The organism is Aliisedimentitalea scapharcae, from assembly GCF_045277565.1.
In the GTDB taxonomy this organism is placed as follows: domain Bacteria; phylum Pseudomonadota; class Alphaproteobacteria; order Rhodobacterales; family Rhodobacteraceae; genus Aliisedimentitalea; species Aliisedimentitalea scapharcae.
Window position 1 is genome coordinate 1,863,527 of record NZ_CP123584.1, and the last position, 15,652, is coordinate 1,879,178.

At 60.8% G+C, this 15,652-nt stretch carries 14 protein-coding genes; 8 read left to right on the forward strand and 6 right to left on the reverse strand.

The genetic code is table 11. The annotated features are described in order from the left end of the window. The first annotated feature begins 92 nt into the window (after positions 1 to 92). The 5 genes from hydA to QEZ52_RS08805 all read left to right on the forward strand — a co-directional run bounded on the left by hydA (position 93) and on the right by QEZ52_RS08805 (position 5,536). Positions 93 to 1,547, forward strand: coding sequence for a dihydropyrimidinase (gene hydA / locus QEZ52_RS08785; RefSeq protein ID WP_406649543.1), 1,455 nt, complete (start codon positions 93 to 95; stop codon positions 1,545 to 1,547). A 214-nt stretch (positions 1,548 to 1,761) separates the two neighbouring features. After that, positions 1,762 to 2,559 carry an ABC transporter ATP-binding protein gene (locus QEZ52_RS08790; protein ID WP_406649546.1) on the forward strand — a complete coding sequence of 266 codons (798 nt, stop codon included), beginning with the start codon at positions 1,762 to 1,764 and terminating at the stop codon, positions 2,557 to 2,559. An 87-nt stretch (positions 2,560 to 2,646) separates the two neighbouring features. After that, on the forward strand, positions 2,647 to 3,564 hold the full coding sequence (locus tag QEZ52_RS08795; protein WP_406649548.1) for an ABC transporter permease: 918 nt from the start codon (positions 2,647 to 2,649) through the stop codon (positions 3,562 to 3,564). A gap of 85 nt (positions 3,565 to 3,649) precedes the next feature. Continuing rightward, the gene (locus tag QEZ52_RS08800; RefSeq protein WP_406649551.1) at positions 3,650 to 4,492 is read left to right on the forward strand and encodes an ABC transporter permease; all 843 of its coding nucleotides are present in this window, start codon (positions 3,650 to 3,652) and stop codon (positions 4,490 to 4,492) included. Between the two features lie 57 nt (positions 4,493 to 4,549). Beyond that, the gene (locus tag QEZ52_RS08805) at positions 4,550 to 5,536 is read left to right on the forward strand and encodes an ABC transporter substrate-binding protein (RefSeq protein ID WP_406649553.1); all 987 of its coding nucleotides are present in this window, start codon (positions 4,550 to 4,552) and stop codon (positions 5,534 to 5,536) included. A gap of 79 nt (positions 5,537 to 5,615) precedes the next feature. Here QEZ52_RS08805 and QEZ52_RS08810 read toward each other — a convergent pair whose 3' ends face one another. Next, a complete protein-coding gene (locus QEZ52_RS08810; RefSeq protein WP_406649556.1) occupies positions 5,616 to 6,500 on the reverse strand; it encodes a sulfotransferase domain-containing protein in 885 nt (294 codons plus the stop codon). A 266-nt stretch (positions 6,501 to 6,766) separates the two neighbouring features. Between QEZ52_RS08810 and QEZ52_RS08815 the strand changes: the two genes are divergently transcribed. The 3 genes from QEZ52_RS08815 to QEZ52_RS08825 all read left to right on the forward strand — a co-directional run bounded on the left by QEZ52_RS08815 (position 6,767) and on the right by QEZ52_RS08825 (position 9,044). Then, on the forward strand, positions 6,767 to 7,582 hold the full coding sequence (locus QEZ52_RS08815; protein WP_406650403.1) for a substrate-binding domain-containing protein: 816 nt from the start codon (positions 6,767 to 6,769) through the stop codon (positions 7,580 to 7,582). A 200-nt stretch (positions 7,583 to 7,782) separates the two neighbouring features. Further along, the gene (locus QEZ52_RS08820; protein ID WP_406649558.1) at positions 7,783 to 7,980 is read left to right on the forward strand and encodes a DUF6494 family protein; all 198 of its coding nucleotides are present in this window, start codon (positions 7,783 to 7,785) and stop codon (positions 7,978 to 7,980) included. Beyond that, positions 7,977 to 9,044 carry an Mrp/NBP35 family ATP-binding protein gene (locus QEZ52_RS08825; protein WP_406649562.1) on the forward strand — a complete coding sequence of 356 codons (1,068 nt, stop codon included), beginning with the start codon at positions 7,977 to 7,979 and terminating at the stop codon, positions 9,042 to 9,044. The genes QEZ52_RS08820 and QEZ52_RS08825 overlap by 4 nt, the downstream gene beginning before the upstream one ends. Before the next feature lie 114 nt (positions 9,045 to 9,158). On the opposite strand, the gene QEZ52_RS08830 is transcribed toward QEZ52_RS08825, so the two are convergent. From QEZ52_RS08830 to QEZ52_RS08850, 5 genes are all read right to left on the reverse strand, one after another. Beyond that, complete coding sequence (locus QEZ52_RS08830; RefSeq protein ID WP_406649565.1) at positions 9,159 to 9,659, reverse strand: flavin reductase family protein; 501 nt, start codon at positions 9,657 to 9,659, stop codon at positions 9,159 to 9,161. Positions 9,660 to 9,749: 90 nt separating this feature from the next. Then, positions 9,750 to 11,159, reverse strand: a complete 1,410-nt coding sequence (locus QEZ52_RS08835; protein WP_406649567.1) for an exonuclease domain-containing protein — start codon at positions 11,157 to 11,159, stop codon at positions 9,750 to 9,752. Positions 11,160 to 11,162: 3 nt separating this feature from the next. Next, complete coding sequence (locus QEZ52_RS08840; protein WP_406649569.1) at positions 11,163 to 11,684, reverse strand: hypothetical protein; 522 nt, start codon at positions 11,682 to 11,684, stop codon at positions 11,163 to 11,165. A 135-nt stretch (positions 11,685 to 11,819) separates the two neighbouring features. Further along, the gene (locus tag QEZ52_RS08845) at positions 11,820 to 13,643 is read right to left on the reverse strand and encodes a DUF294 nucleotidyltransferase-like domain-containing protein (protein ID WP_406649571.1); all 1,824 of its coding nucleotides are present in this window, start codon (positions 13,641 to 13,643) and stop codon (positions 11,820 to 11,822) included. Positions 13,644 to 13,868: 225 nt separating this feature from the next. Continuing rightward, positions 13,869 to 15,650 (reverse strand): sodium:solute symporter family protein, encoded by a 1,782-nt coding sequence (locus tag QEZ52_RS08850; protein WP_406649574.1) that lies wholly within the window; start codon positions 15,648 to 15,650, stop codon positions 13,869 to 13,871. Between the last annotated feature and the right edge of the window lie 2 nt (positions 15,651 to 15,652).

Below are 15,652 nucleotides of genomic sequence, written 5' to 3' on the forward strand. Positions count from 1 at the left end.
ACATTGAAATCCGGGGATTTCAATGTTCCCCCCGAGGTATTTGAACCAGAAAGAAGCATGAGGGCCAATGCATGGTCCCAAGGGAGTGTAAGATGAGCACAGTGATCAGGAATGGAACCATCGTCACGGCGGATCTGACCTATAAGGCGGATGTGCTGATCGAGAACGGGGTGATTGCCGAAATCGGCCCGAACCTGAAGGGCGATGAGGAGCTGGACGCGACCGGATGTTATGTGATGCCGGGTGGGATTGATCCGCATACCCATCTGGAAATGCCGTTCATGGGCACCTATTCCACGGATGATTTTGAATCCGGCACCCGCGCGGCGTTGGCCGGGGGCACCACGATGGTGGTGGATTTTGCGTTGCCCAATCCGGGTGAAGGGTTGTTGGATGCGCTGAAACGCTGGGACAACAAATCCACCCGCGCCAATTGCGACTATTCATTCCACATGGCGGTGACATGGTGGGGCGAACAGGTGTTCAATGACATGAAGACCGTTATCGAAACCCGTGGAATCAATACGTTTAAACATTTCATGGCCTATAAGGGCGCGTTGATGGTCAACGATGATGAGCTGTATTCCAGCTTTCAGCGCCTGTCCGAATTGGGTGGCATCGCAATGGTGCACGCGGAGAACGGTGATGTGGTCGCCGAGTTGAGCGCCAAGCTGTTGGCCGAGGGCAACAACGGTCCTGAAGCGCATGCCTATTCGCGCCCGCCACAGGTCGAAGGTGAGGCCACAAACCGCGCCATCATGATTGCCGATATGGCGGGCGTGCCGCTGTACGTTGTTCATACGTCCTGCGAGGACAGCCACGAAGCCATCCGCCGTGCCCGGATGCAGGGCAAACGGGTGTGGGGCGAGCCGTTGATCCAGCATCTGACGCTGGATGAGAGCGAGTATTTCAACCAGGACTGGGACCACGCCGCGCGCCGGGTGATGAGCCCGCCGTTCCGCAACAAACAACATCAGGACAGCCTGTGGGCAGGTCTGCAAGCCGGATCGCTGAGCGTGGTGGCGACAGACCACTGTGCCTTTACCACGGAGCAGAAACGCTATGGTGTGGGGGATTTCACCAAGATCCCCAACGGGACCGGTGGATTGGAAGACCGGATGCCGATGCTGTGGACCCATGGGGTTGCAACGGGGCGTCTGACACCCAATGAATTTGTTGCGGTGACCTCGACCAATATCGCCAAGATCCTGAACTGTTATCCGCGCAAGGGCGCGGTTCTGGTCGGGGCTGATGCGGATCTGGTGATTTGGGATCCTGAAAAGAGTAAGACAATTCAGGCCTCTACCCAGCAATCTTCGATCGACTACAATGTCTTTGAGGGGCATGAGGTCAAAGGGTTGCCCCGGTTCACCCTGACGCGGGGCCATGTGGCGGTGCATGACGGCGACATGCGGTGCCAGGAAGGGCACGGCAAATTCGTGGCGCGCGAGGCCAACACAACAGTGAACAAGGCGCTGAGCACCTGGAAGGAGCTGACGTCACCGCGTCCGGTGGAGCGGTCCGGCATTCCGGCGACCGGCGTATAATCAAAAGACCGGTTCCACGCGCCGCTGCTCTGACCCAGAGATTGGCGCGTGGAGGCGATGCATCAAAACGGTTCCGGATGGAGGCTTGTCACCTGCCGGGAGCTGTTGAAGGAAGGAATGAACGTGAGCGCAATCAATATTTTGCAAGGCAGACCTGAAGTCGGAATGTCGCCGGTGAAACACACCATGCGGCGGGTGCCCGGGGCGAAGAGCGATGACTGAGCGCGCGCAGGAGCAGCCGGTCATCGAGGCGCAGGGGCTGGATCTGACCTTTCAGACCAATGACGGCCCGGTGCATGCGCTCAAGGATGTAAATCTGGTTATAAACAAAGGGGATTTTGTCAGCTTTATTGGCCCGTCGGGCTGTGGCAAGACCACGTTCCTGCGTTGTATTGCGGCGCTGGAAACGCCCACCGGTGGCACGCTGAGCGTCAATGGCATGAGCGCAGAGGACGCGCGCCGCAACCGCGCCTATGGCTATGTGTTTCAGGCGGCGGGGCTGTATCCGTGGCGCACCATATCCAAGAACATCAAATTGCCGCTGGAGATCATGGGCTATTCCAAAGCCGATCAGGAAAATCGCGTCAATAAAGTTCTGGAACTGGTTGATCTTGCTGGGTTTGGTGAAAAATTTCCCTGGCAGTTGTCAGGCGGGATGCAGCAGCGGGCCAGCATTGCCCGGGCGTTGGCCTTTGATGCGGATATCCTGTTGATGGATGAACCTTTTGGGGCCTTGGACGAGATTGTGCGCGACCATTTGAATGAGCAGCTGTTGCAGCTGTGGGCGCGGACCAACAAGACCATCGGCTTTGTCACGCATTCGATCCCCGAGGCGGTGTATCTGTCGACCAAGATCGTGGTGATGAGCCCGCGTCCGGGGCGGATCACCGATGTGATCGAAAGCCCGCTGCCCAAGGAACGGCCGCTGGATATTCGCGACAGTCCGGAGTTCATCGAGATCGCACATCGGGTGCGCGAAGGGCTGCGGGCGGGGCATGGCGATGATGTGTGATTTGGCCCAAACCGGGGGGGTGATATCCGTGCACCACACGTGCACCACCCGTACACCGCCGCGGCGCAGCAATTTTGGGGGTGAAACATGAAATCCCTGTTCGCCGTTCTGACCGTGATCGCGGCGATTGTCGCGTTCTGGTATGCGGCCTGTGTGCCGATGAACATCAAGGGCGTGCTGGTCGCAGCCGAACGCGCCGGGGTCGAGGTGACCCCCGCCACCGCCAAGGACCGCCGCAACATGGGCGAGATCGGTTTGATTGTGGGCAACACATTCGCCATTCCCGCGACATGGGCCCAGGATCGTCCGCGTCTGCCCGCGCCGCATCAGGTGGCGATCGAGCTGTGGCAGACCACGGTGGGCAAAAAGATCACGTCGAAACGGTCGCTGGTCTATCACGGCTGGGTGACGCTGAGCGCCACGTTGCTGGGGTTTGCCATTGGCACGGGCCTGGGCATTCTGTTGGCTGTGGGGATTGTGCATTCCAAGGTCATGGACATGAGCGTGATGCCCTGGGCCATCGTGTCCCAGACCATCCCGATCATCGCGCTGGCTCCGATGATCATCGTGGTGCTGTATTCCATTGGCGTGCAGGGGATCATCCCCAAGGCGGTGATTTCGGCCTATCTGAGCTTTTTTCCGGTGATCGTCGGCATGGTGAAGGGGCTGCGCAGTCCGGACAGTATGCAGCTGGATCTGTTGCGCACCTATAATGCCAGCCCGTCCCAGGGGTTCTGGAAGCTGCGGTTGCCGGCATCATTGCCGTATTTGTTTGCCTCGCTGAAAATCGGCATCGCCGCGTCATTGGTCGGGGCCATTGTTGGGGAATTGCCCACCGGGGCGGTGGCCGGTCTGGGCGCGCGTCTGTTGGCGGGCAGCTATTATGGTCAGACGGTGCAGATCTGGTCTGCGTTGTTCGCGGCGGCGCTGTTGGCGGCATCGTTGGTGGCGCTGTTGGGCCTGGTGGAACGGGTGATGCTGAAACGGATGGGGATGGGCGCATGATGGATCTGTTGTTGGGGGGCTCTGCCCCCGCGCCAGAGGCGCTCCCCCGGGATATTTATGGCCAGATGAAGCAGGGGGGCGTGGCATGATCATGGTGGGTCTGGCCGGTCTGGTCTGGATTGGGGGCTGGTGGGTCAATGGTCGGTTGGCCAATAGCCCGGTGGCCGATACGCGGGCGGTGCAATTGGCGGTGCCGGTGATTTTTGGCGTGACCGTGTTGATCGTCTGGGAGCTGTTGGTGCGCGGGCTGGAGGTGCCTTTGGTGATTCTGCCGGCTCCGACGTTGATTGCGGCGCGATTTGTCGGAAGCCTGCCGATCCTATGGGCGGATTTCGTGCAGACCTTTGCCAAGGGCGCGTTGAGCGGCTATGTCATGGGATGCAGTGCGGCGTTCTTGATGGCGATTGCGGTGGACCGCAGCGATTTTCTGCGGCGCGGGCTGTTGCCGGTCGGGAATTTTGTTGCCGCGCTGCCGATTGTGGGCACAGCGCCCATTCTGGTGATGTGGTTCGGGTTCGATTGGCAGTCGAAGGCGGCCGTGGTGGTGGTCATGGTGTTCTTTCCCATGCTGGTCAACACGGTGGCGGGGTTGCGCGAAACCAGCGCCATGCAGCGGGATCTGATGCAGACCTATGCCGCGTCCTATTGGCAGAGCTTTTTCAAGCTGCGCCTGCCAGCGGCGATGCCGTTCATTTTCAATGGGTTGAAAATCTCGACCACCTTGGCGCTGATTGGCGCGATCGTGGCCGAATTCTTTGGCTCGCCCACGGTTGGCATGGGGTTCCGGATTTCCACCAGCGTCGGACAATTGGCGCTGGATATGGTTTGGGCCGAAATCGTGGTGGCAGCGCTGGCCGGATCGGTGTTCTATGGCATCGTGGCATTGATCGAAAAATCGGTGACGTTCTGGCACCCGTCGCAAAGGTAATTTTCCAATGATCCCGGGACCACCCGGGACAATCCAATCAACAAGGAGTGAAAACAGATGAAAAAGCTACTGAACGGAGCAGCGTTGGCGCTGGCCCTGGCAGCCGGTCCCGCATTGGCCGCTGATGAGGTGAAACTGCAGTTGCAGTGGGTGACCCAGGCACAGTTCGCCGGATATTATGTGGCACTGGACAAGGGATTTTATGGCGAGGAAGATCTGGATGTGACGATCCTGCCGGGTGGTCCGGACATTGCCCCGCCGCAGGTTCTGGCCGGTGGCGGCGCGGATGTCATGTTGAACTGGATGCCGTCGGCGTTGGCCGCGCGGGAAAAGGGGCTGCCGGTGGTGAACATCGCCCAGCCGTTCAAGACATCCGGGTTGATGCTGACCTGCTGGAAAGACACCGGCATCACCAGCCCGCAGGATTTCAAGGGCAAGACCATCGGGGTGTGGTTCTTTGGCAATGAATATCCGTTCCTGAGCTGGATGAGCCAGGAAGGTATTCCCACCGACGGGGGCGATGATGGCGTGACCGTGTTGAAACAGGGGTTCAACGTCGATCCGCTGTTGCAGCGTCAGGCCGATTGTATTTCCACCATGACCTATAATGAATTTGGTCAGGTGCTGGATTCCGGTGTCAGCGAAGACGAGCTGGTGACCTTTAAATACGAGGAACAGGGCGTGGCCACGTTGGAAGACGGCATCTATGCGCTGGAAGAAAACCTGAAGGATCCGGCCTTCCAGGACAAGATGGTGCGGTTTGTGCGCGCGTCGATGAAGGGCTGGAAATACGCCGAGGCGAACCCGGATGAAGCGGCCGAAATCGTGTTGGACAATGATGCCTCAGGGGCCCAGACCGAAGCGCATCAAAAGCGCATGATGGGCGAAATTGCCAAGCTGACCGCGGGCAGCAACGGCACGCTGGATCCGGCCGATTTTGATCGCACGGTCAACACGCTGCTGGGTGGTGGGTCCGACCCTGTGATCACCAAAAAGCCGGAAGGTGCCTGGACCCATGCGATCACCGACAAAGCGCTGAACTAAGCTCATAATCTCAGGAGAAACCTGGGGAGTGGGGAGACCCGGTGGGCCGTTGTGGCCCGCCGGGTTTCTTTTTGCAATCTCAGACGCTGCCCCATTCCAGCCAGCGACGATGGTCGCCAGGCAACAGGTCGGACATGCGGGCGTCATAGGCGGCCAACTCGGCCTCTGACAATTTGCCCTCCCATTTGTTGGACGACGCGCTGTCAAAGAAGTCTGCATCGTTGCTCCAGATGCCTTGTCCGGCAGATGGGGTGAACCGATGGGCGTTTGCCTTCATGTTGTCAAAGGTGGCGGCCTGGATCAGGTGTTGCATCAAGGCGGGCGGATGGGTGATCGAAATATGCGCGCTGATCCGGGCAAAAGTGGCCGGCAGGTCCCGCAACATGTCGGCGTAATGCAGGCGCAACAGGTTGTCAGCAGGTTCCATTGCACGGGTGGTGCGGTAGTGATCGACAATGGACGACAGGCTGGCGGCTTCGACGAAATCATCATTCAGGAAAACGCCGAATCCTTCGGAGGGGTCCTGGGAAAAATATTCATTTGGGAAAAAGGCTTGGCTGATTTCCTTGATCTGGTTTGCGGCGTGTTTGCGAAAGGAGAAATAGACATCGATCGGATGCCTGTAGACGGTGATGTATCGCAGGTCGTCCCACATGGGAATGCCGTCCAGCGGAGTATGGGATTTGACGTGACGGCGATGGGTCTGGGCGTTCAGGCGCCCCATGACTTCGTCCAGGTCGCGGATGCTGAAATCGATCCAGGGTGATTTCATAGAGGTCTCTGCATCCACGTGCGGATCTCCGGAAATCAGCAGGGCCAGAATGCTCTGTGTCCAGGTTGTTCCTGATTTTGGCGGCGTCGTGACAACGATATCCCCGATGCGGGGCTGAAAGGCGTTCCATCTGGCACCATCGGTGAAATTGCCGGAAAAGCATCGGGCGGCGGGTCTGGTTGGTTTGAGCATATAGGCACCTTCTGTTTCGGTGATCTGTCGCAGGAGTGTGCCGGAACAGGAGGGCCAGATCTATCCTGTTGTCGTCTGGGGGGGGCGGTGGGGACAGACATCTTGCACCGGCTGGGGCAGGCCAAGGTGGCTGTGCGCGTCAAATTGTGGACCCAAGTCGGAAGCTGGTCTGCGCTTGTCGTGTTTGCCGCCTGATCGTATTGAAAGGACATGAGATAATTGGGCTGGATTATTGACGTATCGAGCATTTGAGGAGACGGAAAATGATGAAAACCTGGGGATGTGCTGCGCTGGCTGGTGCGATCATTTCGATGTGTTCGCCCAGTTGGGCGGGCGAAGAGTTCATTGTGGTGCAATCCACCACGTCGACGCAGAATTCGGGGCTTCTGGATGCGATTCTGCCCGGATTTCAGGATGACACCGGGATCGAGGTGCGTGTGGTTGCCGTTGGCACGGGCCAGGCGATCAAGAATGCGACCCAGGGGGACGGGGATGTTCTGTTGGTGCACGCCAAACCCGCCGAAGAGACATTTGTGGCAGAGGGGTGGGGCGTGCAGCGGTTTGACGTGATGTACAATGATTTTGTGCTGGTCGGGCCGGGTGCAGATCCGGCGGGGATCAAGGGCGGATCGGATATCGTCACGGCCCTGACTGCTGTGGCCACCGCCCAGGCACCATTTGCGTCGCGCGGGGATGACAGCGGCACCCACAAGGCCGAGCTGCGCCATTGGGGCGCGGCGGGCGTTGATGTGGCCGCGGCCTCGGGCAGCTGGTACCGCGAAACCGGATCGGGCATGGGGCGCACGCTGAACATCGCGTCGGGCATGGATGCCTATGCGCTGACCGATCGGGCCACCTGGATTGCCTTTGCCAACAAGGGCGACCTGGAGATTCTGGTTCAGGGCGATACGCGCCTGTTCAACCAATATGGCGTCATTCTGGTGAACCCGGACAAACACCCATCCGTCAAGGCCCAAGCCGGGCAGACGTTCATCGACTGGCTGATCGGGCCCGATGGGCAGGCGGCGATTGCCGGCTATCAGCTGGACGGGCAGCAGCTGTTTTTTCCCAACGCCAAATAGGCGGCAGCCAGGGCGGGACACCCGGTTTCCGCCCTGGCATCCGATCTGTGGGGCCGGTTGGATCACAAACTGTGATCCGGCCCTTTGCGGGGGTGGTTCTTTTGGTCGGGGTCGGGCAAAAAGAGCGCCAACCGCAAGTGGACTTTCCCCAACGGACCCCCACATTGCGACCTGAAGCAGCAAACCGAAAGGACCAGCCGATGAGCGACGGTTACAACATGTCGATGCGCAAATTTCTAAAACAGGTCGGGGTAACCAGCCAGCAGGCGATCGAAAACGCGCTGCGCGATGCCGGGGACACGGGGAGCAAAAGCTTTGAGGCCAAAGTGGTTCTGACCATTGACGGGCTCGAGCTGGAACATGTGGTGACAGGGACCATCAAGGATGACACAGAATGAGCGTGCGTGAGGCCGTGCTTGCCAATCTGGGCAAGATCACCGACCCGATTTCGGGCAAGGACATTGTCAGCGCCGGTGTGGTGCGGGCCCTGAATGTCGAAGGCGACACGGTGCGCTTTGTTCTGGAAATCGACCCGAAACATGCGGATCAGATGGAAGCCGTGCGGGCCACCGCGCAACAGGCCGCCGAAATGGTGCCCGGCGTGGCCAAAGTGTCGGCGTTGTTGACCGCGCATTCGCAAAAGGCCCCGCCGCCGGATCTGAAACCCAAGGCAAAACCGGCCGCGCCGCAGGGCCCCCAGGCGGTGCCTGGTGTGGGTCGGATCATCCTGGTGGCGTCGGGCAAGGGTGGGGTGGGGAAATCCACCGTTGCGTCGAATCTGGCGGCCGCGCTGGCAGCGCAGGGGCGCAAGGTCGGTCTGTTGGATGCCGATATCTATGGCCCGTCACAGCCGCGCATGATGGGCGTGTCGGGGCGACCGGCCAGCCCGGATGGCAAAACCATCCTGCCGCTGCGCAACCATGGTGTGACCGTGATGTCGCTGGGTCTGATGATGGAGGAAGGTCAGGCGGTCGTCTGGCGGGGTCCGATGCTGATGGGGGCGCTGCAGCAGATGCTGATGCAGGTGCAATGGGGGGATCTGGATGTGCTGGTGATCGACCTGCCGCCGGGCACCGGTGACGTGCAGCTGACGCTGGCCCAGAAATTTGCGATTGACGGTGCGATCATTGTCTCGACGCCGCAGGATGTGGCGCTGTTGGACGCGCGCAAGGGGATCGACATGTTCCGCCAGACCAAGGTGCCGATCCTTGGGATGATCGAAAACATGTCCACCCACGTCTGTTCGAACTGCGGACACGAAGAACACATCTTTGGTCATGGCGGTGTCGCCGCCGAGGCCGAAAAGCTGGGTGCGCCATTGTTGGCCGAAATCCCGCTGCATCTGGATGTGCGTCTGGCCGGGGACGGGGGCGTTCCGATCGTGGTCAGCCAACCCGACAGCAAACAGGCCGAAGCGTTTTATGACGTGGCCCGGGCGCTGGTTGGACAGGGCGTGGCCTGACCGGCAAAGATTGGTGGATCCGGGGTGCGCGCGCAGGCAAGGCCGCCGCGCGCCCTGGGTGCGCCCCAGGTCTGTTCCAAGAGGATTTGGGCCAGACGCGGTCCGGGTGGGCGGTTATCCCTGACCCAGAAACCCGCCGTATTGCCCGCGTTTGAACATCAGCCCCTGTCCGGGACGGGATGTGGTCAACAACACTTCTCCCACCAGGATCGAATGATCACCGGCGTCGTGGCGGGCGTGTTTGCGACAGTCGAACCGGGCCAGACACCCGGGCAGGATCGGTTGGCCCTGGGCGTTCTTTTGCCAGGGGGTCGATGAAAAATCATGACCATTGCGGGAAAAATGCACCGCCAGATCCTGTTGATCCTCGGCCATGACATGCAGGGCGAAATGCGGAGCCATGACAAAGGCGTCGTGGCGCAGCGACGCGCGCGCCGGGCACCACAGGATCAGCGGCGGGGACATCGACACCGACGCAAAGCTGTTCACGGTCATCGCCAGCGGGCCGCTGTCGGTCATCGTGGTGACGACGGTGACACCGGTGCCGAAACACCCCAACGCATCGCGATAGGCGCGGGCCGTTTCAGGGCCGGGAACAAAGCTGGTTTCGGTCATGCGCGCGTGCCCTTGCTGGATCTGCCGCGTTGAGGTGCCACGCCAGCCGCGATTTGTCCACCGTCTGTTTTGCCCTTTGACCGGCGCGGATCAGTTCAGATCTTCGAGCAGACGCCCATGTTTGCGGGTCTGTTCGATCACGTCACCAAAGGTCGCCAACCCACGGGCCTGCAGCATGGGCAGCATCTTGCACAGAACTTCGGCTGTGGCCTGCGCATCCCCCAGCGCCGTATGGCGCAGATGGTCGGGGATGGTCACGTCCAGACGGTCACACAGCGCATCCAGCGTGTGGGTTTCAGAGGCCCCGAACAACACGGCGCTGAGCAGGACGGTGTCCAGGATCGGATGGTCCCAGGTGACGCCGGTTTTTTGCGCGTGGCGACGCAGGAACGCCATGTCAAAAGGGGCGTTATGCGCAACAATCACCGCATCGGTCGCAAACTGGTGAAAGGTTCGCGCGACGGCAAAGATGTCCGGCGCACCCTGCACCATATGATCGGACACCCCATGCACACGGGTTGACGCTGCTGGAATCGCGATACCGGGATCGACCAGCGTATTGATGATTTCACCGTCGATGATCCGGCCCTTGAGCACCCGCACGGCGCCCAGCTGAACGACTTCGTCCTTGTGCGGCAGCAACCCGGTTGTTTCGGAATCAAACACCACGAAGCACAGATCGGCCAGGGCGCGATCCTCAAAGGCGGCGTCGCCGGGGGTGTCGAGCAGATCAAAGTCATAGACCAGCGGGCGCGCCGCGTCCGGCGCGATCTGTGCATGTGCGCTGTCAAAGGTCATCATGTATCCGCCGGCCTCGCCCAGAGGCTTGAGCCGCAGATCATAGCTTTGTTGTCCGGTCGCCCCCGTCACACGACAGCTGACCTCCAACCCGGTTTTCATCATGCGCGCATGGCCGGATTCGAGCCCGGTCCGATCCAGATAGTCAAACAGCGAGGCATTCAGCCGGGGGTGGGCGATCTGGGCCAGCACTTCGGCGGATTGCCCGTCATACAGCACGATCTGATGGCTGGGGCTGACCAGAACCATGGCCACCGGGATTTCGGTGAGCAGCGCGGTCAACCGGGCCTTGTCCTGGGCCAGCCGGGCGGTTTCCTGAGCCACGGTCTGCGCCGTGGACAGGGTGGTCTCGCTCAGCTGTCCGGCCAGCCCGGCGGCCGCCGGGGCCAGATCGCCCAGATACCGGGCGGCCTGGAGGTCCATGTCATTGCTGACACCGGCGTGGGCGCGCGCGCGCATTTCCGAAGCCAGGCGTTCGATGGGCTTTGCAACGTTTTCATCAAAGAGTAGCCAGATCCCGGCGCATAGCGCCAAAATCGCAAAGCAGCTGAGCAAGCCGCTGAACACAAATGGATCCAGCAGCGCAGGCTGACCGGCGCGGGCATAGCCGATCCACAAAGCACCGGTCACGAGACCCACACCGCCCAGAGCCAGCAAACAGAAAAACAGGAAAATTCTCAAACGCAAACTCAGCCGGGTCATGGGTTACTCCCGCGAACAGATGGTGGTCAGGATGGTGTCATCGGCATCGGCCTGAACCCAATCGGCGTTGGTGACACGCCCGTCTGCATCAAATTCGGCATCTGGGGGCAACAGCGCCCGGCGATGGCTGTCGCAATCCATCACCACCGGGAGTTTGTTGACCGGGGCCCAGCGGCCAAAGAAGTAGAGTTCGGCCAGGCGTTGACCGGGCAGGGCGGCGTTGTCCTGAATGCTGGCCATGTCCACCGCGGCAAACCGGTTCACATAGGGCACGACCTGGGTCCAGGGGCGGTACCAGCTGGTGTGTTCGACCGTTTCGGCCACCACCAGGCCATCGGGCAACCCGTCGACGGTGCGCGCATACCAGCCGTATTCGCTGGTGACTGTGGCGATGATCATGCCCAGACCTGCGCCCACCGGCGCGGCCCAGCGGGGCAGGCGGCCGCCGGTCAGTTTGTTCAGCAACATCACCACGCCCGCCACGGCAAAGCCGGCAAAGATCACGCCTATCAATTCCAGAAACATTGCTCTGCTTCCTCCCGTTGCTGCAAGAGAAGGCGTCCGCCTTCATCTCGCTATAAAAACTCTTGTCCCTTGTCCGACAGGGGCTGCTTGCAGCCCCGTTGGGGGTGGCTCCCTCAGGGGCCATCGGCGCTGGTGTCAGCCCAGCATACCCTTGCCGTGGCCCACAGCCGATTGCATTGTCTTGACCACCACAAAGGCATCGCGCAAGTGGCTGCGTTCGAAATCCGACAGATCCGACGGCGGCAGAAAATTGTCCGGGGCCTGAGCGGATTTGACCTGGGCGGCCTGATGTTCCAGCCGGGTTTCGGCGATCAGGTCATAGGCATCCAACAGATCACGCCCCCCCGACGGGCTGAGCACGCCGGCGGCTTCGGCGGCGACCAGACGGGCGCGGGTGTTGGCCTCGGGCAATTTGCCCTGCAGCGCATAGATCCGCCCCAGGTCCACCACTGGCACCACGCCATTGTGTTTCAGATCCAGCGTATTGCGGTGTTCGCCCGAGCGGATCGTGGCAAAGCCGCGCAGCAGGCCCAGAGGCGGCGTGTGTTTCAACGAGTTGGACACCATATGGGCCACAAAGATCGAATTCTTGGACGCTGCTGCGAGGGTGTCGGCCTGCATGTCTTCGAACAGCGAAAAGGCCCCGCCAATGGGACGCAGGTCAAACATGACGCTGGCCAGCATCTGGGCTTCGGGGCTGGGTTTGGCGATCCAGCCGCGGAAATAGTCCTTCCAGGTGCGGACCGGCTGACACCATTGCGGGTTGGTCGCCATCATGTCGCCGGGGCAATAGAAATACCCGCAGACATCCAGCCCGTCACAGACGAATTTTGCCAGGTTGCGGAAATAGGGCATGTCGTCTTCGGTCACGGCGTCATCCAGAAACAGGCAATTGTCCTGATCGGAAACGCCGGTCTGTTCCTGTCGCCCCTGGGATCCGCAGGCCAGCCACAGATAGCGCACCGGGGGCGGGCCGAATTGGGCCTCGGCCAGGGCCAGCAGGCGGCGGGTGGCGGTGTCGGCGATGTCGGTGATCAGGCGGGTGACGACTTCGTGGCGGCTGCCGCCTGCCACCAGCTGCACCAGCAGGCGGGGGATTTCGGCGGTGACCTTGGCCATCTCTTCGGCGGTGGTGGCGCGGGATATCGCGCTGACCAATTCGGCCGAGCTGACCGCCTGAAAGCGGGTCAGGTCGGTCTGGGTGACGATGCCGACCAGCTTGCCGCCTTCGACGATCGGAATATGGCCGATGTGGCGCTCCATCATGGCGTGCAACACGTCCGAGCCAATGGAATTGGGGGCCAGCGTCAGTGGATCGGCTGTCATGACATCCGAGATCGGGGTGTCGATGGAACGGCCTTCGGCCAGGATCTTGCCGGTCAGGTCGCGGGTGGTGACGATGCCCTTCAGCCGGTCCTCATCGGTGATGCAGAGCGAGGAAATGCGCCAGTCCCGCATCAGCTTGGCCGCGGCCCGGACGGTGGTATCGGGGGCGCAGGTCACGGGGCGGCGGGCCATGAAGCTGTCCACTTGGGTGGTGGCCAATTCGTCGCCTTGCGCCGGTTCGCTGCGGCGGCGGTCAAAGAATTTGGCGACCTTGGGCTGGCTTTTCATCAGGGCGCGGAAATCCGCCTTGGGGAGCAGCAACAGGACAGAAGGCTGGGTGGCCACGGCCGAGGTCACGGCAATGCCGCCCCGTGTCAGGCCACGTTCGCCAAAGGAGTTGCGCGCGCCCAGGATCGACACGGGCATGTTGTTTTCATCGCTGACCTCGATTTCGCCGTGGTGCACCAGATAGAGCCCGGCCAGCTCGTCCCCCAATGCATAGACCTGATCGCCGGGCGCGACTTCGACCAGATCAAAGCAGGGGGCGAGAGTGTCCAGAACATCGGCCGACAGGCTGTCATAGGGATGAACAGAGGCCAGGAAACGGGTCAGGTCAGTCGTGGAAAGGGGCATCTGAGAGGCCTGTTATCAAAAGGAAAGTTATGCCCAGATAGCGCTGAAAGACCCGCAAGATAAAGAGGGCGGGGGGTCGCAGGTGCGGGTCTGGAGAAACGCAAAAAAGCCGCGTTGAGGCGGCTTTTCCACGCAGGGCAAACCCCGCGAAACAGGACCTTGGGCAAGGTCCGTGAACCAAGGCGTGTTGAAACGCCTTGGTTCGTGTTGGTGTCACCGGTTGGATCAGTGATCCTGGGCTGCGCCGGCCCCACGGGGGATACGCACGCTTTCCACCAGTTCTTCGATCTCGGTCGGGATCGGGTCGCTGGATTTGGACACGAAATAGGCGACGGTGAAGTTCACCAGAGCGCCGATGGCCCCAAAGGAGGTCGATTTGACAGTGCCCAGCAGCGGATCAGCATCTGTGAACTGGTTGGTGTCCGGAATGAACAGCCAGCCTTTGTGCATGAAGATGTAGATCAGGGTCACGATCAGACCGGACAGCATGCCTGCCACGGCGCCTTTGTTGTTCACCTTGGTAAAGATGCCCATCATCAGAGCCGGGAAGATCGATGCCGCCGCCAGACCAAAGGCCAGAGCCACGGTTTGCGCCGCAAAGCCGGGAGGGTTGAGACCCAGGTAGGTTGCGACCGCAATGGCAACAGCCATGGCCACACGGGCCGACAGCAGTTCGCCTTTTTCCGAGATGGCGGGGTTGATCGAGCCTTTGATCAGGTCGTGGGACACAGCCGACGAAATCGCCAGCAGCAGACCCGCAGCGGTCGACAGAGCCGCCGCCAGACCACCAGCCGCGACCAGACCGATCACCCAACCCGGCAGGTTGGCGATTTCGGGGTTGGCCAGAACCAGGATGTCCCGGTTGAATTTGGTCAGTTCGTTGCCTTCCCAGCCGTTTTCGGCAGCCTTGGCCTGCATGGCCTCGGATTTGTCGTTGTAGTACTGGATATGGCCGTCGCCGTTCTTGTCTTCCCAAGCCAGCAGACCGGTTTTCTGCCAGGTGGCCATCCAGTCATAACGGGCGTCGTTTTCGATCTGTTCGACCGAAACAGCGGCACCATCGGTGCCATTGGGCCACATCATGTCGGTGATGTTCAGACGTGCCATGGCACCCACAGCCGGAGCGGTCAGATACAGCAGGGCGATGAACACCAGGGTCCAGCCAGCCGACCAACGGGCGTCAGCCACTTTTGGAACGGTGAAGAAGCGCATGATGACGTGGGGCAGACCCGCAGTACCGATCATCAGCGACAGGGTGAACAGCACCATGTTGAAGGTGTCGGCGTGGTGCATCGTGTACTCTTTGAACCCGAGTTCGGTCACGATGGCATCCAGTTTCGCCAGCAGCGGTTCACCCGAAGCAGTGTGTTCGCCGAACAGGCCCAGGGCCGGGATCGGGTTGCCGGTCAGCTGCAGCGAGATGAAGATCGCCGGAATGGTATAGGCCATGATCAGAACGCAATACTGCGCCACCTGGGTATAGGTCACACCCTTCATGCCGCCGAAAACCGCATAGGCAAACACCACACAGGCACCGATCAGCAGACCGGTTGTGTTGGACACTTCGAGGAAGCGGCCAAAGGCCACGCCCACACCGGTCATCTGGCCGATCACATAGGTGGTCGAGGCAACGATCAGACAGATCACGGCCACCACGCGGGCGGTCGGGCTGTAGAACCGGTCGCCGATGAATTCCGACACGGTGTATTTGCCGAACTTGCGCAGATACGGCGCCAGCAGCAGGGCCAGCAGCACGTAACCACCGGTCCAACCCATCAGGAAGGACGAGTTGTCATAGCCGGTAAAGGCAATCAGGCCCGCCATCGAGATGAACGAGGCCGCCGACATCCAGTCCGCCGCTGTCGCCATACCATTGGTGACCGGGTGAACGCCGCGACCGGCGGCGTAGAATTCCGATGTGGAGCCCGCGCGGGCCCAGATCGCGATGCCGATGTAAAGCGCAAAGGACGCGCCCACAAACAGCAGGTTGATGGTAAACTGATCCATCT

Excerpts from the sequence above, each read along its gene's own strand:
- QEZ52_RS08795 (WP_406649548.1), top strand. The coding sequence starts at position 2,647 with ATGAAATCCCTGTTCGCCGTTCTGACCGTGATCGCGGCGATTGTCGCG.
- QEZ52_RS08825 (WP_406649562.1), top strand. The coding sequence starts at position 7,977 with ATGAGCGTGCGTGAGGCCGTGCTTGCCAATCTGGGCAAGATCACCGAC.
- QEZ52_RS08800 (WP_406649551.1), top strand. The coding sequence starts at position 3,650 with ATGATCATGGTGGGTCTGGCCGGTCTGGTCTGGATTGGGGGCTGGTGG.
- QEZ52_RS08850 (WP_406649574.1), bottom strand. The coding sequence starts at position 15,650 with ATGGATCAGTTTACCATCAACCTGCTGTTTGTGGGCGCGTCCTTTGCG.
- QEZ52_RS08805 (WP_406649553.1), top strand. The coding sequence starts at position 4,550 with ATGAAAAAGCTACTGAACGGAGCAGCGTTGGCGCTGGCCCTGGCAGCC.
- QEZ52_RS08830 (WP_406649565.1), bottom strand. The coding sequence starts at position 9,659 with ATGACCGAAACCAGCTTTGTTCCCGGCCCTGAAACGGCCCGCGCCTAT.
- QEZ52_RS08820 (WP_406649558.1), top strand. The coding sequence starts at position 7,783 with ATGAGCGACGGTTACAACATGTCGATGCGCAAATTTCTAAAACAGGTC.
- QEZ52_RS08845 (WP_406649571.1), bottom strand. The coding sequence starts at position 13,643 with ATGCCCCTTTCCACGACTGACCTGACCCGTTTCCTGGCCTCTGTTCAT.
- QEZ52_RS08810 (WP_406649556.1), bottom strand. The coding sequence starts at position 6,500 with ATGCTCAAACCAACCAGACCCGCCGCCCGATGCTTTTCCGGCAATTTC.
- QEZ52_RS08815 (WP_406650403.1), top strand. The coding sequence starts at position 6,767 with ATGAAAACCTGGGGATGTGCTGCGCTGGCTGGTGCGATCATTTCGATG.
- hydA (WP_406649543.1), top strand. The coding sequence starts at position 93 with ATGAGCACAGTGATCAGGAATGGAACCATCGTCACGGCGGATCTGACC.
- QEZ52_RS08835 (WP_406649567.1), bottom strand. The coding sequence starts at position 11,159 with ATGACCCGGCTGAGTTTGCGTTTGAGAATTTTCCTGTTTTTCTGTTTG.
- QEZ52_RS08840 (WP_406649569.1), bottom strand. The coding sequence starts at position 11,684 with ATGTTTCTGGAATTGATAGGCGTGATCTTTGCCGGCTTTGCCGTGGCG.
- QEZ52_RS08790 (WP_406649546.1), top strand. The coding sequence starts at position 1,762 with ATGACTGAGCGCGCGCAGGAGCAGCCGGTCATCGAGGCGCAGGGGCTG.